22 protein-coding genes are annotated in these 24408 nt (G+C 45.6%); all 22 read left to right on the top strand.

Going from position 1 to position 24408, the window contains the following annotated elements:
- Positions 1 to 2: 2 nt before the first annotated feature.
- The 22 genes from fliQ (at position 3) to N179_RS06475 (ending at position 24319) form a co-directional block, all read left to right on the top strand.
- Entirely contained in the window at positions 3 to 275 is a 273-nt protein-coding gene (fliQ, locus tag N179_RS06580) for a flagellar biosynthesis protein FliQ (protein ID WP_023468705.1), read from the top strand.
- Complete coding sequence (gene fliR, locus N179_RS06575; RefSeq protein ID WP_023468704.1) at positions 272 to 1039, top strand: flagellar biosynthetic protein FliR; 768 nt, start codon at positions 272 to 274, stop codon at positions 1037 to 1039. Before fliQ ends, fliR begins: the two co-directional genes overlap by 4 nt.
- 4 nt (positions 1040 to 1043) lie before the next feature.
- Positions 1044 to 2135, top strand: coding sequence for a flagellar biosynthesis protein FlhB (gene flhB, locus N179_RS06570; RefSeq protein WP_023468703.1), 1092 nt, complete (start codon positions 1044 to 1046; stop codon positions 2133 to 2135).
- 14 nt (positions 2136 to 2149) lie between these two features.
- Entirely contained in the window at positions 2150 to 4174 is a 2025-nt protein-coding gene (gene flhA, locus N179_RS06565) for a flagellar biosynthesis protein FlhA (protein ID WP_023468702.1), read from the top strand.
- 3 nt (positions 4175 to 4177) lie between these two features.
- Positions 4178 to 5230, top strand: a complete 1053-nt coding sequence (locus N179_RS06560) for a flagellar biosynthesis protein FlhF (RefSeq protein ID WP_055968635.1) — start codon at positions 4178 to 4180, stop codon at positions 5228 to 5230.
- Positions 5227 to 6081 carry a MinD/ParA family protein gene (locus N179_RS06555; RefSeq protein WP_035396779.1) on the top strand — a complete coding sequence of 285 codons (855 nt, stop codon included), beginning with the start codon at positions 5227 to 5229 and terminating at the stop codon, positions 6079 to 6081. The genes N179_RS06560 and N179_RS06555 overlap by 4 nt, the downstream gene beginning before the upstream one ends.
- Positions 6082 to 6107: 26 nt before the next feature.
- Positions 6108 to 8105, top strand: coding sequence for a chemotaxis protein CheA (locus N179_RS06550; protein WP_023468699.1), 1998 nt, complete (start codon positions 6108 to 6110; stop codon positions 8103 to 8105).
- A gap of 11 nt (positions 8106 to 8116) precedes the next feature.
- The gene (locus N179_RS06545; RefSeq protein ID WP_023468698.1) at positions 8117 to 8545 is read left to right on the top strand and encodes a chemotaxis protein CheW; all 429 of its coding nucleotides are present in this window, start codon (positions 8117 to 8119) and stop codon (positions 8543 to 8545) included.
- Positions 8538 to 9146, top strand: a complete 609-nt coding sequence (locus tag N179_RS06540) for a chemotaxis protein CheC (RefSeq protein ID WP_023468697.1) — start codon at positions 8538 to 8540, stop codon at positions 9144 to 9146. Before N179_RS06545 ends, N179_RS06540 begins: the two co-directional genes overlap by 8 nt.
- Complete coding sequence (locus tag N179_RS06535; RefSeq protein ID WP_023468696.1) at positions 9139 to 9621, top strand: chemotaxis protein CheD; 483 nt, start codon at positions 9139 to 9141, stop codon at positions 9619 to 9621. Before N179_RS06540 ends, N179_RS06535 begins: the two co-directional genes overlap by 8 nt.
- Before the next feature lie 13 nt (positions 9622 to 9634).
- The gene (locus N179_RS06530) at positions 9635 to 10408 is read left to right on the top strand and encodes a FliA/WhiG family RNA polymerase sigma factor (RefSeq protein ID WP_053453774.1); all 774 of its coding nucleotides are present in this window, start codon (positions 9635 to 9637) and stop codon (positions 10406 to 10408) included.
- A 13-nt stretch (positions 10409 to 10421) separates the two neighbouring features.
- Positions 10422 to 10883: a hypothetical protein gene (locus N179_RS06525; RefSeq protein ID WP_058713729.1), complete on the top strand. Its 462-nt coding sequence runs from the start codon at positions 10422 to 10424 to the stop codon at positions 10881 to 10883.
- Positions 10884 to 11012: 129 nt separating this feature from the next.
- Positions 11013 to 11747 (top strand): 30S ribosomal protein S2, encoded by a 735-nt coding sequence (rpsB, locus tag N179_RS06520; protein WP_012370721.1) that lies wholly within the window; start codon positions 11013 to 11015, stop codon positions 11745 to 11747.
- 81 nt (positions 11748 to 11828) lie between these two features.
- Entirely contained in the window at positions 11829 to 12710 is an 882-nt protein-coding gene (tsf, locus tag N179_RS06515) for a translation elongation factor Ts (protein WP_075642539.1), read from the top strand.
- A 111-nt stretch (positions 12711 to 12821) separates the two neighbouring features.
- Positions 12822 to 13541: a UMP kinase gene (gene pyrH / locus N179_RS06510; protein ID WP_023468692.1), complete on the top strand. Its 720-nt coding sequence runs from the start codon at positions 12822 to 12824 to the stop codon at positions 13539 to 13541.
- A 1-nt stretch (position 13542) separates the two neighbouring features.
- Positions 13543 to 14100, top strand: a complete 558-nt coding sequence (gene frr, locus N179_RS06505; protein ID WP_023468691.1) for a ribosome recycling factor — start codon at positions 13543 to 13545, stop codon at positions 14098 to 14100.
- Positions 14101 to 14179: 79 nt separating this feature from the next.
- The gene (locus N179_RS06500; RefSeq protein ID WP_075642538.1) at positions 14180 to 14920 is read left to right on the top strand and encodes an isoprenyl transferase; all 741 of its coding nucleotides are present in this window, start codon (positions 14180 to 14182) and stop codon (positions 14918 to 14920) included.
- Positions 14921 to 14939: 19 nt separating this feature from the next.
- Positions 14940 to 15740: a phosphatidate cytidylyltransferase gene (locus tag N179_RS06495; RefSeq protein ID WP_023468689.1), complete on the top strand. Its 801-nt coding sequence runs from the start codon at positions 14940 to 14942 to the stop codon at positions 15738 to 15740.
- A 14-nt stretch (positions 15741 to 15754) separates the two neighbouring features.
- Positions 15755 to 16909 (top strand): 1-deoxy-D-xylulose-5-phosphate reductoisomerase, encoded by a 1155-nt coding sequence (locus N179_RS06490; protein ID WP_075642537.1) that lies wholly within the window; start codon positions 15755 to 15757, stop codon positions 16907 to 16909.
- Positions 16910 to 16923: 14 nt separating this feature from the next.
- Positions 16924 to 18165, top strand: a complete 1242-nt coding sequence (rseP, locus tag N179_RS06485) for an RIP metalloprotease RseP (RefSeq protein ID WP_023468687.1) — start codon at positions 16924 to 16926, stop codon at positions 18163 to 18165.
- Between the two features lie 34 nt (positions 18166 to 18199).
- On the top strand, positions 18200 to 19900 hold the full coding sequence (locus tag N179_RS06480; protein WP_075642536.1) for a proline--tRNA ligase: 1701 nt from the start codon (positions 18200 to 18202) through the stop codon (positions 19898 to 19900).
- A gap of 147 nt (positions 19901 to 20047) precedes the next feature.
- Complete coding sequence (locus N179_RS06475; RefSeq protein WP_200934663.1) at positions 20048 to 24319, top strand: PolC-type DNA polymerase III; 4272 nt, start codon at positions 20048 to 20050, stop codon at positions 24317 to 24319.
- The last annotated feature ends 89 nt before the right edge of the window (positions 24320 to 24408 follow it).

Below are 24408 nucleotides of genomic sequence, written 5' to 3'. Positions count from 1 at the left end.
GAATGACTCAAGAAATGATCATACAGCTTGCAAGTTCTGCCGTCTGGACATTACTCAAGGTATCGGCTCCCTTGCTACTCGTCTCGCTCGTCGTAGGTCTGCTCGTTAGTATTTTGCAGGCGACGACGCAAATTCAGGAACAGACGTTATCGTTCGTTCCAAAGATCGTTGCCGTATTTTTAGCACTCGTCTTTTTTGGTCCTTGGATCATGCAGGAGCTACAGACCTTTACGATTGATCTATTCAAACAAATCGCTGAGGTTTCCCGCAAATGACGTTACTTTCTTTCTTGAGTGTTTTTTTACTCATCTTTGGTCGGATCGTCGGATTTCTCGTTGCAGCTCCGTTGTTTTCTTCAAAGCAACTACCAGCACAACATAAATTAGCATTGGCGGCAGGCCTAGCTTACTTTGCAAGTTATGCCGTCAAAACAGATGTCCGCGTAGAAGATTTCGATTTTTTCTTTCGAATGGGAACGGAAGTTTTAGTCGGTCTAGCACTTGGGTTACTTGCCAGTTTTTTATTGTATGCGCCACAAATTGCCGGTTCCATAATCGATTTGCAAATGGGGCTTGCAATGGCTTCCGCTTATGACCCGATGTTTGGTGGACAGTCTCCCATCGTTGGTCGTTTTTATTACATGCTGACGTTACTCGTCTTGCTCGCTTCTGATATGCACCTGATTTTACTTGACGGAATCTACACGAGTTTTCAAATCTTTCCACCAGGTAGCCTGATTGCGGTATCGGGCGACGCAGGAATGAGCCTTGTCATCCGTGTCGTTGGGCTTGCTATGTTGACTGCCTTACAAATGGCGATGCCACTTGTCGTTTCACTCTTTTTAGTGGATCTCGCGCTCGGTTTCCTAGCGAAAACGGCTCCCCAATTCAACATTTTTGCGATTGGTTTTTCCGTCAAACTATTGATGGGATACGCGATTCTGTTTTTATTAGCAGGAGCGACGATCACAGGAATCGGTCGATTCGTTCCATTACTACAAGATGTACTTGCAGATGCCATTCGATTACTAGGAGGTTGAGGACATGCATTCATATCGATTACGCCTTGACCTTCAGTACTTCGCTGGTGAGAAGACGGAGAAGGCGACACCTCGAAAGCGGGATGATTCCCGCAAGAAGGGACAAGTCGCAAAATCAGCGGATCTGACAAGTAGTTTTATGTTATTCGCGATGTTCCTCGTCCTCTATTTTTTTGGTCCATTTCTAGGACGACGATTCGTCCTCGTTCTACAAGATGGTCTAAGTGCAAGTCAAGTGTTGCAGGCTGTTGAGGAGGGACGAATTGAACAGATTTTAGTCGAGATGCTGATTCAAATGGGAATTCTCGTCGCACCGTTCTTTTTAACAGCGGTCGTCATCGGTGTTCTCGGGAATTTTGTTCAAATTGGTGTACTTTTGAGTGGCGAGGCGATCCAACCGAAACTGGATCGGATTAATCCACTACAAGGCGTCAAACGAATTGTTAGTGTCAAAGCGCTCGTCGAATTTTTAAAATCGGTCTTTAAACTGCTTGTCATCGGTGTGACGAGCGGCACGGTCTTATGGAATAACAAGGTCGAAATTTCACGGTTGACTTCGGAACCAATCGGTGATGCATTAGCTATCATTGGTCATTTAACATTTTTACTCGGTTTATCTGTTAGTATCGCTTTGATTGCATTAGCCATTTTGGACTTCGCTTATCAAAAATTTGATTTCGAGAAGTCGATCCGAATGAGTAAACAGGATTTAAAAGATGAGCATAAAAACACAGAGGGTGACCCTCAAATCAAAGGGAAAATCAAACAACAACAACGGGAGATGGCGATGCGGCGGATGATGCAAGAAATACCAAATGCCGACGTCGTCATCACGAACCCAACCCATTATGCGGTAGCGATTCAATACGATGACGGAAAACATATGGCACCGATTGTCGTTGCTAAAGGCGTAGATGCTGTCGCGTTCCGGATTCGGGAGAAGGCGACAGCAGCTGATGTCCCGATTGTTGAAAATCGTCCGCTGGCGCGGGCGTTGTTCGCTCAATCAGAAATTGGTATGGCAGTGGATGAAACGTTCTATCAGGCGCTCGCTGAAACACTCGCCTTTGTCTATCAACTGAAACAAGCAAAATGAAAGGATGAAGCATCATGAGTATATCAACACGAGATTTAACGGTTCTGCTAGGCGTCATCATGATCGTCTTCATGCTCGTCATTCCACTGCCCGCTATCATGCTCGATTTTTTAATCATCATCAATATTTTAATTGCCTTGATGGTACTACTCGTTGCGATGAATGCCAAAGAGGCACTTGAGTTTTCTGTATTTCCGACATTGTTACTGATCGTTACGCTGTTTCGTCTTGCGCTCAATGTCTCAACGACACGGGCGATTTTATCAAACGGAAACGGTGGCGAAGTCATCGAGGCTTTCGGTAGTTTTGTTGTCGGAGGTAACGCGCTTGTCGGCTTCGTCGTCTTCTTGATTCTCGTCTTGATCCAGTTTCTTGTCATCACAAAGGGGTCAGAACGAGTCTCGGAAGTCTCGGCACGTTTTACGCTCGATGCGATGCCAGGGAAACAAATGGCGATCGATGCTGATTTGAACTCCGGCATGATTGACGAATTGCAAGCCCGGACTCGTCGCCAAAAAATTCAGTCGGAAGCGGATTTTTATGGTGCGATGGATGGGGCGTCGAAGTTCGTTAAAGGAGATGCAATCGCAGGCATCATCATCGTCATCATCAACTTGATTTTCGGGATGATCATCGGTGTTGTCCAGCAGGGTTTACCGATGATGGAATCCGTCAATTTGTATACGTTGCTAACAGTTGGTGACGGTCTTGTCAGTCAGATTCCAGCCCTTTTGATATCGGTTGCGACCGGTATTATCGTCACACGTTCAACGTCTGATGGAAATCTTGGAGAGGATGTCATCGGTCAATTGACACGGACACCACTCCTCGTTGGAATTGCAGCAGGAGCGATCTTCTTACTTGGACTGTTCACGGCGATTCCGGATTACGTCACGATGCCGATCGCTGCACTGTTTGGATTCTTTGCTTGGCGAATGAAGCAGGCGACGAAGACGATGCAAGAAGAAGTTGCTGTCGAAGAAGCACCAAGCGAAAATTTACGATCAAGCGAATCAGTTATTTCCTTACTGAATGTTGATACGATTGAATTCGAATTCGGTTATGGTTTGATTCCGCTTGCTGATGAAGCGCAAGGTGGCGATTTACTCGATCGTGTCGTCATGATTCGTAGGCAACTAGCTCTTGAACTCGGATTCGTTCTTCCGACCGTTCGAATTCGGGATCACTTACAGTTATCACCGAATCAGTACCGGATTAAGATTCGCGGAAGTGAGATGGCAACCGGCGAACTGTTACTTGATCATTACTTAGCGATGAGTCCGGGTGTCGACGATCCAGAAATCCGTGGTATCGAGACTGTAGAACCGGCTTTTGGTATGCCGGCACTCTGGATTGATGAACAGACACGGAGCCGAGCAGAAATGTCAGGCTATACGGTCGTTGATCCACCATCTGTCGTTGCTACGCACTTAACAGAACTCTTAAAGAAACATGCTGCTGAATTACTTGGTCGAGAAGAAACGAAACAATTGGTCGATCATTTAAAAGAATCTCATCCGATTTTAGTGGAAGAAGTTACGCCGCAACTACTTTCGATTGGGGATTTGCAAAAAGTGTTCGTTCAATTACTAAAAGAGAAAATATCGATTCGAAATTTACCTTTAATTTTTGAAACGCTTGCTGATTATGCCGCAGTAACCAAGGATAGTGAATTACTAGCAGAGTATGTTCGCCAATCCTTATCACGTCAAATCACAGAACAAGTCATGCAAGGAGAGGTGTTACACGTCGTAACAGTCTCAAGTGAGATGGAACTCGATATCCAGTCGGCGATCCAGAAGACAGAGTTTGGTAATTATTTAGCGCTTGATCCCGAAAAAGCGAGTCGCTTCATCGAAACGCTACAAGAACGGACGATGGAGTTTGAACGCTATGGCGCACATCCAATCATTCTGACTTCTCCAAGTATTCGAATGTTCGTTCGTCAGTTGACGGAACGATACTTCCCGGATATTCCGGTCTTATCGTATAACGAATTGATGCCGACGATCGAAGTGAAGAGTATTGGGGTGATATAAGCAATGATAGTGAAAAAAATCGTAGCAGATACGGTGGCTGAAGCAATGGAGCGAGTTAAACAGGAGTTAGGCGAAGAAGCTATCATCTTGAATACACGGCATATAAAAGTCGGTGGTATTTTCGGGGTTTTTGCAAAACGAAAAGTAGAATTGGTCGGTTCGGTGGATGAACATGTAGAGGATAAAAGGACTGTTAAAGTAGAACAGCCGAATAGAGTGAACCTTCATGTAAACCAAATAGAACAGCGATCAATCGTAGAACGCCCTACAATTATTACGACAGGGGAAAGACCATTACCAAGAGAACTAAGACAGTACGCTAAGTTACTTGCGGAGCCAGCGTTGAATCAGTTGGCAGAACACCTACACGAGAAACTTGTGTCAACTTATTATCAAACGCAGCAAGCTGAATTGAACACGGTATTACTCGAAGAGGTTCAAGCGAAGATTCGGACGAAAACGACGCATTCGAAATTCATTATGTTAACAGGTCCTACAGGTGTCGGAAAGACGACTACGATTGCAAAACTAGCAGCACATTTTACGTTAACAGAAAAAAAACGAGTCGGTCTTATTACGACGGATACATATCGGATATCTGCCATTGAACAATTAAACACATATGCAGATATACTAGGTATCCCGATTCATGTTGCATACGATCTGAATGACTTTGAACAAGCGAAAGAAGCATTACAATCATGCGATATCGTTCTGATTGACACAGCGGGTAGGAATTTCCTTGATGTCGGGTATGTTGAACAATTAAAAAGTCGGCATACTTTTGAAGAGACGGATGTATTTCTCGTACTCAGTCTGACTGCGAAATATCAAGATCTACTTCGTATGTATGATCGCTTTCAATCCGTACCTGTATCTGGAATTATTTTCTCAAAAGCGGACGAGACAAGTGAATTATGGTCAATCGTTGGTCTCGCGGAAGAAAGTGATGTACCCATCTATTGTATAACCACTGGTCAAGAAGTACCTGAAGATATCTTGTTTAGTTCTGTAGAAGAGATATCCCAGATGATCGTCGAGAGAGGAATGGGATGATGCAAGAAGATCAAGCTCGAGTCCTACGCTCTAAGTTATCCGTAAATGAAACTAAAACGATTGCTATTGTTAGTGGTAAAGGTGGCGTTGGGAAAACGAACGTCGCTGTCAACTTAGGTGTTGCTCTATCTCTTCAAAACAAGAAGGTACTTATTATCGATTTAGATATCGGTATGGCCAACATTGGTATTTTACTCGGTAAATCTTCTAAGTTATCACTGATGGAATGTGTGAAGAAAAGAGAATCACTACAACAGTCAATTGTAGAATATTCACCAACCCTTCAGTTCATTCATGGGGGAAGTGGATTTGCTGAATTGACGAATTTCACGAGTGATGACATTACCTTTTTATTACGTGAATTTCGATTCTTCTATGAATATGATTATGTATTACTTGATCTAGGTGCCGGTGCTAATCATCAAACGTTTGATTTCATTGGTAGTGCAGATGAAGCATGGCTAGTTGTTACACCAGAACCTACTTCCATCATGGATGGGTACGCGTTTGTAAAATTAGCCCATCATCATGCGAATGAATTGCCTGTTTCCGTGATTGTTAATCGAGCTACGAATGGTGAAGAAGCTCTTGAAACATTTGATCGGCTCGAATTAGTCAGCTCTCAATTTTTAAGAAAATCACTACGTTTCATTGGTTTTCTACCTGAAGATCAAACAGTAGTGAAAGCGGTCAAAGCCCAAATGCCATTTTATATCATGGATCGAAAAAGTCATGTCAGTTGGCGAATGGATCACATTACTACTTCATTGACGGGTGTTCGCGTAAAAGAACGAAAGTTTTTAGATCGATTATTAAGTCGGCTAAAGCATGGGAAAGATCATGTCCATTAAGTTGGAAATAAAGGAGGAAATCATTCATGGACTTAAATGAATATGTAGGATTGTTCCTTGATGAATCAATGGAGCACCTTCAAGCAATCAATACAAGCTTATTGGATTTCGAACAACGTATGGATGACGAAGCTGTCATTGATCAAATTTTCCGGTCAGCTCACACACTCAAAGGAATGGCAGGAACGATGGGGTATGATGCTATCGCTGACTTAACGCATGAAATGGAGAGTGCTCTCGATTTAGTTCGCTCTAAAAAACAACCAGCTACTTCCGAACTGATTGATGTATTATTCGTCGCGGCAGAACAACTTGAAACGATGGTTGAAGATATTAGTCGAGGCGGAAAAGGAAAGTTAGATGTAACGGAGACGGTTAATCGATTGAAGCGATTCATTCAACCGAATGATGTACAAGTTGAAACGAATGTTCTACCTACTACGCAACAGAATTTTGAATGTGATGTCTATTCAAAAGCGGTTGTCCAACAATCGATTGCAGCAGGCTATCAAGCATACGTGTTATCAGTCGAACTATCAGCTGATGTCATCTTAAAAGCTGCTCGCGTTTATATGGTGTTTGATCGTCTTCAATCACTGGGGGACGTCATTTTATCAAATCCGACTTCAGATGACTTAGAGCAAGAACATTTTGATACATCATTTGAGATTTTATTCGTAACACAAAGTGAAAAAGAGACGATTCGAGAAGCAGTTGAAGCCGTATCAGAAGTGGCGAATGTTTCCATCGTCCCTTTTGAGACGACGTCAGAAGCAGAAGTTGCCACTTCTACGTTGCAACAAGAACCTGTTACTGAAGAGATTCAAAAAGAGGCGACTTCTACGACGAGTGAACCAATGGATGTCACTGCACCAGTCGCTTCAAAAACAATCCGTGTCAATCTTGAACGGATTGACCGCCTCATGAACTTATTTGAGGAGTTCATCATCGATCGAGGTCGCTTAGAACGAATTGCGGCAGAAGTAGGTTCTCCTGAATTGACGGATACTGTTGAGCGAATTAAGCGTGGGACGAACGAATTACAGTCTCTCGTATTGACTTTACGTATGATGCCAATTGAACAAGTATTTAATCGTTTCCCACGAATGGTACGTTCTGTATCGAAAGATGTCGGAAAACACATAAAACTTCATATCACTGGTGCTGAGACAGAGTTGGATCGAACAGTCATCGATGAGATCGGAGATCCATTAGTTCACTTGATTCGTAATGCAATCGATCATGGAATCGAAAACAAAGCGGACCGAATTCTTGCTGGAAAACCTGTTGAAGGGAATTTATCATTACGCGCCTATCATTCGGGAAATCGAGTCTTCATTGAAATCGAAGATGATGGTGCTGGAATTAACCACGAGCGCGTCACACGAATCGCGATTGAAAAGGGGCTAATTACGGAAGAAGAGGCGGCACTATTAACAATTGAAGAAGCATCGATGTTATTATTCGCTCCAGGTTTTTCGACAGCAGAAACGGTGACAGATTTGTCCGGGCGAGGTGTAGGACTCGATGTTGTGAAATCCAAGATTGAATCTCTTGGTGGGGAAGTATTTGTAGAAACACGTCGTGGTGAAGGTACTATTTTCCGAATTAGTCTACCACTTACGTTATCTATCATTTCAGCAATGTTGGTTGAACTTGGTAAAGAAACGTATGCTATTCCGTTGACGGCAATCATTGAGACAACATCGTTAAGAAGCTCTTCGATCTTACAGGCGCATCGCGAGAAAGTATTCGATTTCCGTGGACAATTGGTTCCATTGATCTCATTAAATGAAGTCTATGGATTGCCGCAACATGAGGCGGAGGCTTACTCCGTTGTTGTTGTTCGTAGTGGTGAAAAGCTGGCAGGTTTAATCGTTTCTGAATTGATTGGACAACAAGAAATTGTCATGAAGCCGTTAGGTAGTTATCTCGAAGGTATTCGGGCTATTTCCGGAGCAACTATACTTGGCGATGGGCAAGTGGCATTAATCATTGACAGTAACGCTCTATTACGAAAGTGAGGGAATTGAAGATGGAACAAAAGTGGGTTGTTTTTCAACTAGAAGAGAATTCATATGGGATTGACGTACAATCTGTTCGTTCAATTGAACGTCTCATTCCCATCACACGAATTCCAAATGCTGCTTCTTACGTTAAAGGTGTAATTAATTTGCGTGGAGTCGTAACACCTGTGATTGATTTACGTTCACGTTTAGGTTTTGACGTGATCGAAGAAACAGAAGAAACACGGATCATCATTGCAACACTTGAGCACGGAGACGCTGGATTCATCGTTGATCGAGCGAATGAAGTCGTAGAATCTTCTGAAGTTAGAATCGAGCCTTTGGGCGAACAAAAACAGGAAGATGCATCTTACCTAACGGCAGTCGCAAAAGGAGAAGACCAACTGTTTTCTTTAATCGAACCAAATCGATTATTTGAGGATATCGTTCATGCTTAATTCAGATCAAAAAGATATTTTCAGAGAAATTGGAAATATCGGAGCAGGTCATGCTGCTACAGCATTGTCTACACTTTTAGGGAAACCAATTGAAATCGAAGTGCCTTCTGCCGAATTAGAATCGTTTACAACGATCATAGATCGTGTGGGCGGTGCAGAAGCTTACACGGCTGGCGCATTGTTACGGTTTTCAGGTGATATTCGAGCGACCTTGCTTTTTTTGATGCCACTCCATGATGCAGAAAAATTAATTGGACAGCTAATGAAATCTGAATTCCAATTTTTCTCTGATTCTCATGAAATGGGGGTTTCTGCCTGGGAGGAAATCGGGAATATACTAATTGGGGCATATGCACGATCGATTTCAGATTGGTTGGATTTGTCCCTCCAAGTCAGTGTTCCTGCTTCTGCATTTGATATGGTTGGCGCACTTCTCGAGGTGGCATTGCTTGAATCTTCAACACCGGGAAATATGGCTTTGTATATCGACACTCATCTTTCTAGTGCCGGGAATGAATTGACTGGACACTTGCTTCTCCTTCCAGAAGCAAATGCGTTTCAGACAGTTTTTCAGCGATTGGGTGTGGACATTGATGGATGAACTCATACGTATTGGAATTGCAGAATACGCAATCAGCAAACAGCCTGTCATTCTTCGCACTGCTGGTCTTGGTTCTTGCGTTGGGGTCGTCATCTATGATCAAGAGCGAGGGTTATCAAGCATGGCACATGTGATGTTGCCAGATTCGGCCATTAGTCGTAATCGCGAGGCAGAAATCGGTAAGTTTGCAGATACTGCTATTTTAGAAATCGTAAAACGCTTACGAGCAAATGGTGCATTACGCTTACGTGCTAAGATTGCTGGTGGTGCACAGATGTTCCAATTCAAATACGAACATGAATCGATGCGAATTGGAGAACGAAACATTGCGTCCGTCAAAGATATGTTACAAAAGACAGGAATCCCACTCGTTGCAGAAGATGTAGGTGGCACGAATGGGCGGACGATCGAGTTCCACTCAAAGTCAGGACGTCTCGTTATCCGGACAGTAAATGTCGGGACGTTGGAAATATAGAGGAGGAATGGTCATGCGTGAGGAATTACAACAACTTTGGGATCGATGGCTATCGACACGTGATATCACGGTAGCAGATGAATTACTTTTGAATTACGAGCCTCTCGTTCAGTATCATGTTCAACGACTAAGTGCAACATTACCTAAAAGTGTCGATCGGGATGAATTGAAAAGTTTAGGGATGATGGGATTGTACGATGCTCTTCAAAAATTCGATCAAAATCATAATAATAAATTCGACACGTATGCCGCCTTTCGGATTCGAGGAGCAATTTTAGATGGATTGCGAAAAATCGATTGGTTACCACGTTCTTTACGAGAAAAAGCAAAGCGGGTCGAAGCAGCTGTTGAAATACTAGAGCAATCTCTTCAAAGAACTCCGACGATTGAAGAAGTATCTTCGATTGTAGAAATGTCTACAGATGAAGTGAAGAGTGCGTTAGCTGAAAGTTATTTTGCAAATGTATTATCGATTGACGAAGCCGTCACTTTACAAGATGAAGGGAAAGCAATGACCGTTTCCTATCTAGACCCTGATACTGCGACTCCGGAAGACATGTTATTAATGCGTGAGTTGATTGCTAAATTAGCAGAGGAAGTTAAAGAATTGTCAGAAAAAGAACAACTCGTCGTTTCCTTGTTCTACTATGAAGAATTAACATTGACTGAGATTGGCGAAATCCTTGAATTGTCAACATCTCGAATTTCTCAAATCCACTCTAAGGCTCTCCGTAAATTAAAAAATGCATTGGGAAGTGCCTACTTAGCAGATCGTGTCGCAATGTGAAAGGAAATCAATCATGACAGTCGTGTATATACTCTTAGCAGCTCTTATATGCTACGCACTACTTGTGCTGTTTCGTCAGCAAGCGGATTTAAAAGATCGTATATCCCGTTTAGAGCTTGAAAAAAGCGAAACAGAGCAAGTTTTATTAAGCTTTATGGAGCAAGTAAATGAAATGACCGAGCAGAACGTAAAATCTGAGGTATCATCTAATCCTATAAATGAAACATATCAGAATCCATCAATAGAATCAGTTTTACCTGAGGAAAATGTTGTACAAAATGAACGAGCTGAATCATATATTGAAACACCAGTTCCTTCTGAAGTACAGAACGAAGAACAGATCTTAACAGATGTGGAGCAGGCTTTACGCGAAGGAACAGATCTTGAGACACTCGCTCGTTCTTTGAACCGGGGAACGGGTGAGGTCGCTTTAATTGCTAAACTTTCTCGTCAAACGAAGGTTGCTCCTCGTTAATCTTTATGCTATATTAGTCTACGGTGTTAATTACGCACGCATGTATCGCCAGCTGCGGTGCCTTTAATAGGTTAGCTGGACAGACGATCATCGCGGAGGACATCCAAAACCCAAAAGGAGGAATTCATCATGGCAGTAATCTCGATGAAACAATTGTTAGAAGCTGGTGTACACTTCGGTCACCAAACACGCCGTTGGAACCCAAAAATGGCGAAATACATCTTCACAGAACGGAACGGAATCTACATCATCGACCTTCAAAAAACGGTCAAAAAAGTAGACGAAGCATACAACTTCATCCGTGAAGTAGCGTCTGAAGGCGGAAACGTTCTTTTCGTTGGTACGAAAAAACAAGCTCAAGACACTGTGAAAGAAGAAGCGATCCGTGCAGGTCAATACTTCATCAACGAACGTTGGTTGGGTGGAACTCTCACGAACTTCTCTACAATCAAAAAACGTATCAACCGTTTGAAACAACTCGAAAAAATGGAAGAGAACGGTACATTCGAAGTTCTTCCTAAAAAAGAAGTCATCATTCTTAAAAAAGAAATGACTCGTCTTGAGAAATTCCTCGGCGGTATCAAAGATATGCCAGGCGTTCCGGATGCACTCTTCATCGTTGACCCACGCAAAGAGCGTATCGCGATTGCAGAAGCACACAAACTCAACATCCCAATCGTTGCGATTGTTGATACGAACTGTGATCCAGACGAAATCGACTACGTCATCCCAGCGAACGACGATGCGATCCGTGCAGTCAAATTGCTCACTGGTAAAATGGCTGACGCAATCCTCGAAGTTAAACAAGGCGAAGATAACGTAGCACCTGAAACTACTGAAGAAGTAGTAGCAGACGCTGAGTAATTCGTGATGCCAGGTGATAAAGGGAATCGACCTTTTATCACCTTTTTTTGAAACTAAGGATGTTATAAGGAGGAATATCGAATGGCTATTACAGCAGCAATGGTTAAAGAACTTCGTGAAAAAACAGGTGCAGGTATGCTCGACTGCAAAAAAGCACTCGTTGAAACTGACGGTGACATGAACGCAGCAATAGATTTCTTGCGTGAAAAAGGGATCGCTAAAGCAGCAGCAAAAGGCGATCGTATCGCAGCTGAAGGGTTGACTGCAGTTGCAGTTGACGGCAACAAAGCGGCACTCGTTGAAATCAACTCAGAAACAGACTTCGTTGCGAAAAACGAACGTTTCCAAACACTCGTTCAAAACATCGCAGACGCTGTTCTCCGTAACGGTTCTGAGACAGCAGAAGCTGCTCTTGCTTCTGAATACGAAGCAGGCAAAACAATCGACACATACATCTCTGAAGAAGCTTCAACAATCGGAGAGAAAATCTCACTCCGTCGCGTAGCGCTCTTCACAAAAGCAGATGATGCAGTCTTCGGTTCTTACCTCCACATGGGTGGCCGCATCGGTTCAGTCGTCGTTATCGAAGGTACGACAGACGAAACAGTTGCAAAAGACGTTGCAATGCACATCGCAGCAGCACGTCCACTTTACGTTGACCGTACTTCTGTCACAGAAGAAGAAAAAGCACGTGAAGAAAAAGTCCTCACTGAGCAAGCATTGAACGAAGGAAAACCAGCTAACATCGTTGAAAAAATGATCGTTGGTCGTATGAACAAGTTCTTCGAGGAAATCTGCCTCGTCGATCAAACGTTCGTTAAGGATCCAGACTTCAAAGTTGGTAAATATGTAGAATCTAAAGGCGGTAAAGTCGTGTCATTCGTACGCTTCGAAGTTGGAGAAGGTATGGAAAAACGCGAAGAGAACTTCGCTGAAGAAGTTATGAACCAACTTAAAAAATAAGAATCGGGATCATCCTGATGACAAGAGAAGGAACACGTATGCTTCAATCCACTTTCGTGTGGAAGTGGTTCGTGTTCCTTTTTTACGGAATTTAGCAAGGGGGACATAGTCATGCAACCGAAATATAACCGGATTGTGTTAAAATTGAGCGGAGAAGCGCTCGCAGGAGATCAAGGGTTTGGGATTAATCCTGTCATCGTCAAATCCATCTCGGAACAGATTCGCGAATTGATTGAATTAAATGTTGAAGTAGCGGTCGTTGTCGGAGCTGGAAATATTTGGCGTGGTAAAACAGGTGCAGAACTTGGGATGGACCGGGCCAATGCCGATTATATGGGGATGCTAGCGACAGTCATGAACTCGCTTGCGCTTCAAGACAGTTTAGAAGATGTAGGTGTTGAAACACGTGTTCAAACATCGATCGAGATGCGCCAAGTAGCAGAACCATATATTCGTCGCCGTGCAATGCGTCATCTTGAAAAAGGACGAGTTGTTATTTTTGCAGCAGGTACCGGAAATCCTTATTTCTCAACTGACACAACGGCTGCTCTTCGTGCAGCAGAAATCGAAGCAGAAGTCATCTTGATGGCGAAAAACAATGTCGATGGTGTGTACTCAGCGGATCCGAACGTTGATCCAGAAGCGAAAAAATTCGAGACGCTCTCTTACTTGGATGTCTTAAAAGATGGACTCCAAGTCATGGATTCTACAGCTACATCACTTTGTATGGACAATGACATCCCGCTCATCGTCTTCTCGTTGATGGAAGAAGGTAACATCAAACGTGTCGTCATCGGTGACGAAATCGGGACAATCGTAAGGGGGAACTAATATGTCAAAAGAAATCTTAAAACAAGCCGAAGAACGGATGGAAAAAGCACATCTTTCACTTAAGAAGGAACTTGCGACACTCCGTGCAGGTCGTGCGAACGTTGCGATTTTGGATCCCGTTCAAGTCGAATACTATGGTTCACCAACACCGCTGAATCAAGTAGCGAATGTCAACACACCAGAGGCACGCCTAATCTTGATCACTCCTTGGGATAAGTCAATGGTGAGTGAGATTGAAAAAGCGATTCAACGTGCTGATCTTGGTCTTGCACCATCATCTGATGGTACGGTCATCCGTCTTGCGATTCCACCATTAACGGAAGAGCGTCGGAAGGAACTGGTTAAACTCGTCAAGAAGTATACGGAAGAAGGCAAGGTTGCCCTCCGTAACATTCGTCGTGACACGAACGAACAGTTGAAGAAACAAGAAAAAGATGGTGCATTGACAGAAGATGATCTACGTGGTTATACAGAAGATGTTCAGACGTTGACAGACAAGTTCGTCAAACAACTTGATCAAACGGCAACGGAAAAAGAACAAGAAATCATGGAAGTATGACGCGACGGATCGTCATGTGGGGGACTCTTTGTCACACGAAGAGTCCCTTTCTTCATAATTGAGAGAGGAGGAAGTGCGAATGTTTCAATGGTTGAATCAGACGAAAGAAACCGAAACCTATGAACGGGTGCCAGAACATGTTGCGATCATCATGGATGGAAATGGGCGATGGGCAAAAAAACGTGGGCTTCCGCGAATTATGGGACATCGTGAAGGGATGAAATCGATTCGAGAAGTCGTTCGAGTTGCAAATGAGCTTGGTATCAGAAGCTTGACACTATATGCCTTTTCAACTGAAAACTGGACGCGTCCAGAAGAAGAAGTTAATTTTTTGATGAAGCTCCCAGCTCAGTTTTTAGAATCAGATTTGAAAGAACTCGATGCCCAAAATGTTAAGGTCGAGGTAGCAGGTGAAGTATCTCGCCTCCCTCATTTCACGCGTGAGGCGGTCGAACAAGCGAAACTGGATACGCAACACAATACAGGACTTCGTCTGATTTTCGCTCTGAATTATGGAGGACGCGATGAACTCGTGCAAGTCATGCAAAAACTGGGCGCACAGGTTCAGGCAGGAACATTGTCACCGGATGCGATTACACCGGAGACGATCGAGCGCGAGCTAATGACAGGATCCGTAACCGATGTCGATTTCGTGATTCGAACGAGTGGCGAACAACGGTTATCGAACTTCTTACTTTGGCAAGCGGCGTACGCAGAGTTTTATTTTACAGATGTCTTGTGGCCAGAGTTTCGTCGGGATTCTTTCTTGGCAGCAATTGAAGATTACAATCAACGGACACGCCGATTTGGCGGCGTCTGATTAAATGAGGAACTAGCTTATGAAAACTCGGATTATCACAGGGATATGGGCAGGCGCCATCTTTTTGGCGCTTTTGTACATCGGTGGACTTCCCTTTTTAGCGTTTATGGCAGTACTAACGATTCTCGGTTATACCGAGCTCGTCCGGATGCGACAATGGAGCGGCTCGCGCATTCCACGGATTTTATTCGGGATCGGTACGTTATTACCATTCGTCGGTATCTATGAAGAGGCAGTCGATCGGACACTCCCAATCGGACTTTCACCAATCGCTTGGGCAATGATCATTTTATTGATCGGTCTCTTTTGGAACGTGTTTTCGAAAAATGTCTTTACGTTCGATGATGTCGCCTTTTTACTTCTGACTGCGGTTTATGTTGGTGTCGGTTTTGCATCGTTCGCCTACATCCGCTTACTCGAACATGGATTAACGTGGTCGCTCTTGATCATTCTCTTGATCTGGTTTACGGATTCAGGGGCGTACTTCGTCGGGAAACGATTTGGTAAGAATAAACTGTGGCCGTCAATCAGCCCGAACAAAACGATTGAAGGGGCAGTCGGTGGCGTGCTACTTGCCATCTTACTCGGTGTCGTGTTTGAAAGTATCGAACCGACAGTCGGTTTTGGGAAAGTCATTGTCCTTGCCATCATCGTTGCCGTCGTTGGGCAACTTGGTGACTTGGTCCAGTCCGCTTACAAACGCCATTATGGTGTGAAGGATTCTGGAACGTTACTACCGGGCCATGGTGGTATTCTAGATCGGTTCGACAGCATGATGATCGTCTTTACGGTCCTCGTCGTACTCGATATCTTTGCTTGAGGAGGCACTTCATTATGAAGAAAATCAGTATCATCGGTGGAACGGGATCGATTGGTACGCAGACACTTGATGTCATTGCGGCTAATCCAGACCTTTTCGAATTGACGAGTTTTGCATTTGGTCGCAACACGACGGTCGCCGTACCGTGGTTGAATCGTTTGCAACCGATGCTTGTCGGAGTTCAAGATGAGACAACACGTCAAGAACTCGAGCAGCAGTTGAGTTATCAGCCGACGATCGTCATCGGTGAAGAAGGATTGCTTGATGTCGTGACGCATCCTGAAGTCGATACAGTCATTACAGCGGTCGTAGGAGCTGTCGGCTTACGTCCAACACTTGCTGCGATCGAGGCGGGTAAAACGATTGGTCTTGCGAACAAAGAAACACTCGTCACGGCAGGGCACCTTGTCATGAAGCTCGCGCTCGAAAAAAACGTGACGATTTTACCCGTTGATAGTGAACATGCGGCGATTTTCCAATGCTTGAACGGGGAGCGGCGAGAGGATGTGCGTCAAATCATCTTGACAGCATCAGGCGGAAGCTTCCGTGATCAATCACGGGAAGATCTGGCAGACGTGACGGTCGAACAAGCACTGGCGCATCCGAACTGGTCGATGGGAGCAAAAATCACGATTGATTCGGCGACGATGATGAACAAAGGGTTCGAAGTCATTGAAGCGCACTGGTTATTTGATGTCGACTATGCGGATATCGATGTCGTCATTCATCGTGAATCGATCATCCACTCGATGGTTGAGTTCAACGATGGTGCCGTCATGGCGCAGCTTGGTATGCCCGACATGCGGGAGCCGATTCAGTACGCTCTTACATATCCGTCCCGCCTTGAAATTCAAGGGGGAGAACGGTTAAACTTAAAGGAAATCGGACGCTTACACTTTGCTGATGCTTCATTCGAACGTTATCCGTTGTTACGACTTGCTTTTGAAGCGGGTCAAGCCGGTGGTTCGATGCCATCAGTACTCAATGCTGCGAACGAACAAGCAGTGGACCGTTTTTTAAAAGGGGACATTCGCTTTTTAGAAATCGAAGCGAGCGTTGAGGCGGCGCTTCAAGCTCATACCCTTATCGACGAGCCTTCCTTGGATCAAATCCTTGAAGCCGATCGATGGGCGCGTGAGTTCGTATCGTCTCTTACATTCGCTAACTAAGGATGGGATAAGTAATGACGACCTTTATTTCAATCGTACTGATGTTCGGTGTACTCGTCGCCGTCCATGAATGGGGTCATCTCGTAATGGCGAAGCGGGCAGGTATTCTCTGTCGGGAATTCGCGATTGGATTTGGACCGAAGATCTTTTCAGTGTTTAAAAATGAGACGTTGTATACGGTGCGCCTGTTGCCGATTGGCGGTTACGTCAAGATGGCGGGTGAAGAACCTGAACTCGTTGAGATCAAATCAGGTCAAACCGTCGGATTACAGTTAAAAGACGGTGTCATCGAGACGATTTATTTCGATGCAGATCAGCCACAAGTCGACCAAGTCGTTACTGTCGAGCGGATTGACTTGTTGCGTCAACTCGAACTCGTTGGGTTACAGGATGAGACCTCGGTCCGATACCCTGTCTCCCCGACAGCATTTCTTGTCGAAGGTCAGACACGGACACAAATTGCGCCGTATGATCGCACATTTGGTTCGAAATCCGTTTGGAAACGCGTCCTTGCGATTGCTGCAGGACCGTTCATGAACTTTGTCCTCGCGTTCGTCATTTTATTCGGTCTTGCCTTATATAATGGCTCTCCGACAGGGGAAAGCGTCATCGGAACAGTACAAAAAGGTTCACCTGCCGATCAAGCAGGACTTGTTGAAGGTGACCGAATCATCTCAGTCAACGGACAGGATACAGCCAAATGGACGGATTTACGTGCTGGATTCCAAGATCGTGCTGGGAAAGCGACAGAAGTAAAATATGAGCGTGATGGGAAAGAGACGACAACTGAAATCACGCCAAAAGTGCAACAGCAAGGAGAACAGAAGGTCGGCATCATTGGTGTTACGAATGAGACAGAAAAATCATTCGGAACAGCACTACAAACGGGCGTTTCAGAAACATGGCGGATGTCGACGCTCATCGTCGGAGCGGTTGGAGATCTCGTGACCGGTGTCGTTGGCGTCGATCAATTATCAGGGCCAGTCGGGATCGTCAAGATGACCGATCAGGTCGCAGATAGTGGGTTCTCGATGCTCTTGACATGGACGGCACTGTTGTCCGTTAACTTAGCAGTCTTCAACCTATTGCCACTTCCAGCACTTGACGGAGGACGCTTGCTGTTCCTCTTCCTTGAAGCCTTACGCGGTAAACCTGTCGATCCTCAAAAAGAAGGATTGGTTCACTTCGTCGGTTTTGCGCTTTTGATGTTACTCATGCTCGTCGTTACTTGGAACGACATTCAAAAATTCTTTTAATTAATCACTCAGTCAAAGGAGTTCGTGACTCATTATGAAACAATCAAAACTATTCATGCCAACGTTGCGTGAAGTACCATCTGATGCAGAAGCCATCAGTCACCAACTCTTGCTTCGTGCAGGATTCATGCGTCAAAATGCCGCTGGAATCTATTCGTATCTCCCACTCGCAAAACGGGTTCTCGCAAACATCGAGACAATCATTCGCGAGGAATTAGAGGCAGCGGGTGCGCAAGAATTACTGATGCCAGCGATTCAACCAGCTGAACTATGGGAAGAAACAGGACGCTGGGATATCTATGGACCTGAATTAATGCGCTTGACGGATCGTCATGATCGCCGGTTCGCGCTCGGAGCGACGCACGAGGAACTGATCACTTCAATCGTTCGTGATGAATTGAACTCGTACAAAAAGTTACCGGTCAATCTCTTCCAGATTCAAATGAAATACCGTGACGAACGTCGCCCACGTTTCGGTTTATTACGTGGTCGTGAGTTCATCATGAAAGATGCATACTCGTTCCATTCGTCACAAGAGAGCTTAGACGAAGAGTATCAAAACATGTTTGATACGTATTCGCGGATTTTCTCACGTGTGGGTCTTGAGTTCCGTCCAGTCGTCGCTGACTCGGGTGCAATCGGTGGTAGTGGAACACATGAGTTCCATGCGTTAGCAGCAATCGGTGAAGACACGATCGTCTACTCGGACCAATCGGATTATGCAGCGAACTTAGAGATGGCAGAGTCGATCGATGCCTATCCGAAGCAAGACAAAGCACCAGAAGCACTTGAAGAAGTGCATACGGCAGATGCGAAGACGATTGAAGCGGTCAGTGCACATCTGAACTTACCAGCAAATGAATCGATCAAGACCGTCATTTTCAAAACGGAACAAGGACTTGTCATGGCACTCGTCCGGGGCGATCACGAAGTCAACGATATCAAATTGAAAAACTATCTGGGCGCACTCGACATCACGATGGCGAGCGACGAAGAGATTGAAGCAGCGCTTCACTCAACGCCTGGAACACTCGGACCGATCGGGGCAGACATGAAGATCGTCGCCGATTACGCGGTACGTGCCTTGACGAACGCTGTCTGTGGTGCAAACAAAGCGGAAACACATTATATCCATGTCGATCCAAGCCGTGATTTCGAAGCAGACTATACGGACTTGCGCTTCGTCGAAGAAGGTGACGCGTCACCAGACGGCAACGGAAACGTTAAATTCGCACGTGGCATCGAAGTCGGTCAAGTCTTCAAACTCGGAACACGTTACTCTGAAGGAATGGGAGCGACGTTCCTTGATGAAGGCGGTAAAGCACAACCACTCATCATGGGATGTTACGGCATCGGTGTCTCGCGGACATTGTCGGCAGTCGTCGAACAACATTATGATGAGCGCGGAATCATTTGGCCAAAAGCAATCGCACCATACGATGTCCATTTGATTGTCGTCAATGGTAAAAATGCAGAACAGCTTGAACTCGGAGAAACACTATACCGTGAATTGACAGCTGCAGGATTCAGCGTCCTGCTTGACGACCGGAAAGAACGAGCAGGCGTCAAATTCGCCGATGCGGATTTGATTGGTCTACCGGTTCGCTTGAACGTCGGCAAAAAAGCGGCAGAAGGAATCGTCGAATTAAAAGCTCGTCGCGATGGCGATGCAGAAGAAATTGGACAAGAACAAGTCGTTGAGGCTGTTCGTTCACTCTATGAAGGTTTAGAATAAAGAATGGAGACGGTCACTTTTCATAAAGTGACTGTTTTCTTGTCTCACACCCATTCGCCCCTTGGGCAATCCGCAAGAGGAGGAGGAGTTGCTGTCACGGTGTGAAGCGATCAGACAGCACAATTGCGAGTGGATACACAACAACGCATGTCACTGTTGCTGAGTGACTTGGAATTACCGAACGGTATCATTGAAGAATACTTTAACGAAGCAGTTCTTGAGAAGCTTCGCGTCAATAAAGCAAAAGCAACCTGGACATTTGAAATCCGCTTGCCACACGTTTTGCCCCAAAACGTCTATCAACTCTTTACGAGTCGTTTGATAAGTCGGTATCAGCAATTCGCCGAAGTCAAGGTCATCCTATACGCAGATGGTCGACCAGACGAACGCCTGTATCATGATTACTGGCCATATGTCGTGCAAGATCTCGCCGACGTTTCATCGGCGATGCGGACACAACTCGGACGTGTCTTACCGGAGTTCAAAGAACAGAAATTATTCATTCCAGTCCGGAGTGAACCGGAAGCAGGATTCTTAAAAAGTAGCTTATGTGGGGAATTGCAGTTACTTTATAGTGCTTACGGATTCCCGAAATTCAACTGTGAACCGATTGTTCAAATTAACGAATCGAAACAAGAAGCGTTGCGCAATCAGGTGAAACAGGAAGACATGGAAGAAGCAAAGCGGATGCTCGAGTTGCAATTCAAACGGGAACAATCGCGGGATGACGATGAAGGACCGGTTGAAATCCGGATCGGGAAACCGATTCAAGATGAGATTGTCCCAATCAAGACGATCCAAGACGAGGAACGACGAATCGCGATTCGTGGTCTCGTCTTCTCGGCAGAGAGTCGTGAACTACGAAGTGGAAAGACGATCTTTACGTTTAAGATGACGGATTATACGGACTCCCTCGTCGTCAAGATGTTTGCGCGTGACGAAACAGACGTCAAGATTCTCTCTGCGATCAAAAAAGGGATGTGGATCCAAGCGGCAGGTCGCGTTGAGTTCGATACATTCCTGCGCGATCTTTGTATGATGATTGCCCAACTGTCAGAAGTGAAGATGGAAGCACCGGCTGACCCTTGGGCAGGCGAGAAGCGTGTCGAGTTACACGCGCACTCGCAAATGAGCCAGATGGACGCCGTCATGAACGTGACGAAATACGTTGAACGAGCGGCGAAATGGGGTCATCCTGCTGTTGCGATCACGGATCACGCGGGTGCCCAAAGTTTCCCGGATGCTTACTATGCCGGAAAGAAAAACGATATCAAGGTATTGTATGGAATCGAAGCGAATGTCGTCGATGACGGGGTGCAAGTCGCCTATCATCCCGTGGACCGTAACTTAGATGACGCGACATTCGTCGTCTTTGACGTCGAGACGACGGGTCTATCGGCGATGTACAACAAGATCATCGAACTTGCAGCCGTCAAGATCCACGACGGTGATATCATCGATAAGTTCGAAGCATTCGCGGATCCGAAGCATCTATTGTCGGCGACGACGATTGATTTGACAGGGATCACCGATGATATGGTCCGCGGAAAACCAGACCCGGAACAAGTCGTCAAGGAATTCATGGACTGGGTCGGCGACTCGATTCTCGTTGCCCATAATGCCTCATTCGATATCGGATTCTTGAATGCGACACTCCGTTCCGGTGGACACGATGAATCGGTCTTGCCAGTCATTGATACGCTTGAGCTAGCCCGTGTTTTGATGCCGACGCTAAAAAACCACCGATTGAACACACTCGCGAAACGATTTGACATCGAATTGACGCAGCATCACCGCGCCATCTATGACGCGGAAGCGACAGGCTATTTGATGGTCAAATTGCTGCAAATGGCAGATGAGATGTTCGACATGAAGACACACGCCTCACTCAACCGGGAGATGGGGAAAGATATCTCGCGGGCACGACCATACCACGCGACGGTCTATGCGAAGAACCGGACGGGCTTGAAGAATTTGTACCAATTGATTTCGATTGCTCACACGAAACACGTGCACCGTGTCGTCCGCACACCACGCTCGCAACTCGTCGCGCATCGGGATGGATTGATCATTGGATCAGCTTGCGATAATGGCGAGGTGTTTGATGCTGCCTTGAACAAGTCGGACGAAGATTTAGCAAAAGTGATGCAGTTCTATGATTTCATCGAGATTCAGCCACCCGCGATGTATGGTCATTTGATTGAACGGGAAATCGTTCAGAATGAACTCGAACTGCGCGAACTGATTAAAAAGATCATCCGCGTCGCGGAAGAACATGATATTTTACCAGTCGCGACAGGAAACGTGCATTACCTCGATCAACATGACGCGACGTACCGGGAGATTTTGATCCGGACGCAAGGTGGAGCAAACATGCTGAATATGCGAAAACAATTGCCACCGGCACACTTCCGGACGACTAAGGAAATGATGGACGACTTCAAGTTCCTCGGACCGGATGTGTCGGAACGTCTCGTCATCACGAACAGTCAAGCCGTCGCGGAGCAATTCGAGAACATCGACATCATTCCAAAGGATCTCTATACACCGAAGATCGAAGGAGCAGATGAAGAAGTACGGAACTTGTCGTACGATATGGCGCACCGGATTTACGGCGACACGTTACCGGAGATCGTCGAAGCCCGCCTCGAAAAAGAGTTGAAGTCGATCATCGGTCACGGATTCGCCGTTATCTATCTGATTTCCCATAAACTCGTTAAAAAATCACTCGACGACGGCTATTTGGTCGGTTCACGAGGATCGGTCGGATCAAGTCTCGTTGCGACGATGACCGAGATCACGGAAGTCAATCCATTGCCACCGCATTACGTCTGTCCGAATTGTAAGGAATCGGAGTTCTTCGATGACGGTTCCGTCGGTTCGGGATTCGATTTACCGGATAAGTCTTGTTCGAAATGTGATGTCCCATTGTTTAAGGATGGTCATGATATTCCGTTCGAGACGTTCCTCGGATTTAAAGGGGATAAAGTACCGGATATCGATTTGAACTTCAGTGGAGAATACCAGCCACAAGCCCATGCCTATACGAAAGTCCTGTTCGGTGACGATTACGTCTACCGTGCCGGAACGATCGGTACGATCGCTGAGAAGACAGCGTATGGCTACGTCAAAGGGTATCAGTCGGAGAATGAGTTGACGTATCGGAATGCGGAAGTCGATCGTCTCGTCAGTGGTGTCACCGGTGTCAAACGGACGACCGGACAACACCCGGGTGGGATCATCGTTGTACCGGACTATATGGATATTTACGATATTAGTCCGATTCAGTATCCGGCAGACGATATGGGTTCTGAATGGAAGACGACACACTTTGACTTCCACTCGATTCACGATAACTTACTCAAACTCGATATCCTCGGTCACGATGACCCGACAATGATCCGGATGCTACAAGATCTGTCAGGACGTGATCCGAAGACGATTCCGGTCGATGACCCAGAAGTCATGAAAATCTTCAGTTCGACGGAATCGATCGGTGTAACGCCGGAACAGATTGATTCAAAAACAGGAACGCTCGGCATTCCGGAGTTTGGAACAAAGTTCGTCCGCCAAATGTTAGAAGAGACGAAACCGACGACGTTCTCAGAGCTCGTTCAGATTTCAGGACTCTCGCACGGAACGGATGTCTGGCTCGGAAACGCCAGCGAATTGATCTACAACGGAACGTGTGAACTAAAAGACGTCATCGGTTGTCGAGATGACATCATGGTCTACTTGATCTACGCCGGTCTTGAACCGTCGCTTGCCTTTAAAATCATGGAGTCGGTCCGAAAAGGGAAAGGACTTTCGATTGACATGGAAGAGGCGATGATCGAGAACGATGTACCTCTCTGGTATATCGATTCTTGTAAGAAAATCAAGTACATGTTCCCGAAAGCCCATGCTGCCGCCTACGTCTTGATGGCTGTCCGGATTGCTTACTATAAGGTCCACCATCCGATGTATTACTACGCTTCGTACTTTACGGTTCGTGCGGGTGACTTTGATATCGGTGCGATGAATAAAGGCTCTGCTGCCGTTCGGAAAGTCTTGCAAGACATCAAGGATAAAGGATTTGAAGCGACGGCGAAGGATAAAGGGCTGTATACGGTTCTTGAAATCGCGCTTGAGATGATCGAACGTGGCTTTACGTTCCAAAAGGTCGATCTCTACCGCTCAAGTGCAACGGAATTCCTCATTGACGGAGATACGTTGTTACCACCGTTTAATGCCGTGACAGGTCTCGGGACGAATGCAGCGAAGCAGATCGTCGAAGCACGTAAAGGCGGCGAATTCCTCTCGAAGGAAGACCTCCAAAAACGCGCTAAGTTATCGAAATCGATCATTGAGACGCTCGATAACCTAGGCTGTCTCGAAGGGTTACCGGACGAGAATCAGCTCTCCTTGTTCGACTTGTAAGCCCTTAGGAACACTTGCTTTGAGCGCTTTCCTATGCTATATTGAGTGAGGAAATGTTTTTTATACTACGACTTGGAAGGAGTAGGGGG

This window comes from Exiguobacterium indicum HHS 31, from assembly GCF_001939065.1.
Taxonomy (GTDB): domain Bacteria; phylum Bacillota; class Bacilli; order Exiguobacteriales; family Exiguobacteriaceae; genus Exiguobacterium_A; species Exiguobacterium_A indicum.
This window is presented reverse-complemented; position numbering and strand designations above follow the sequence as displayed.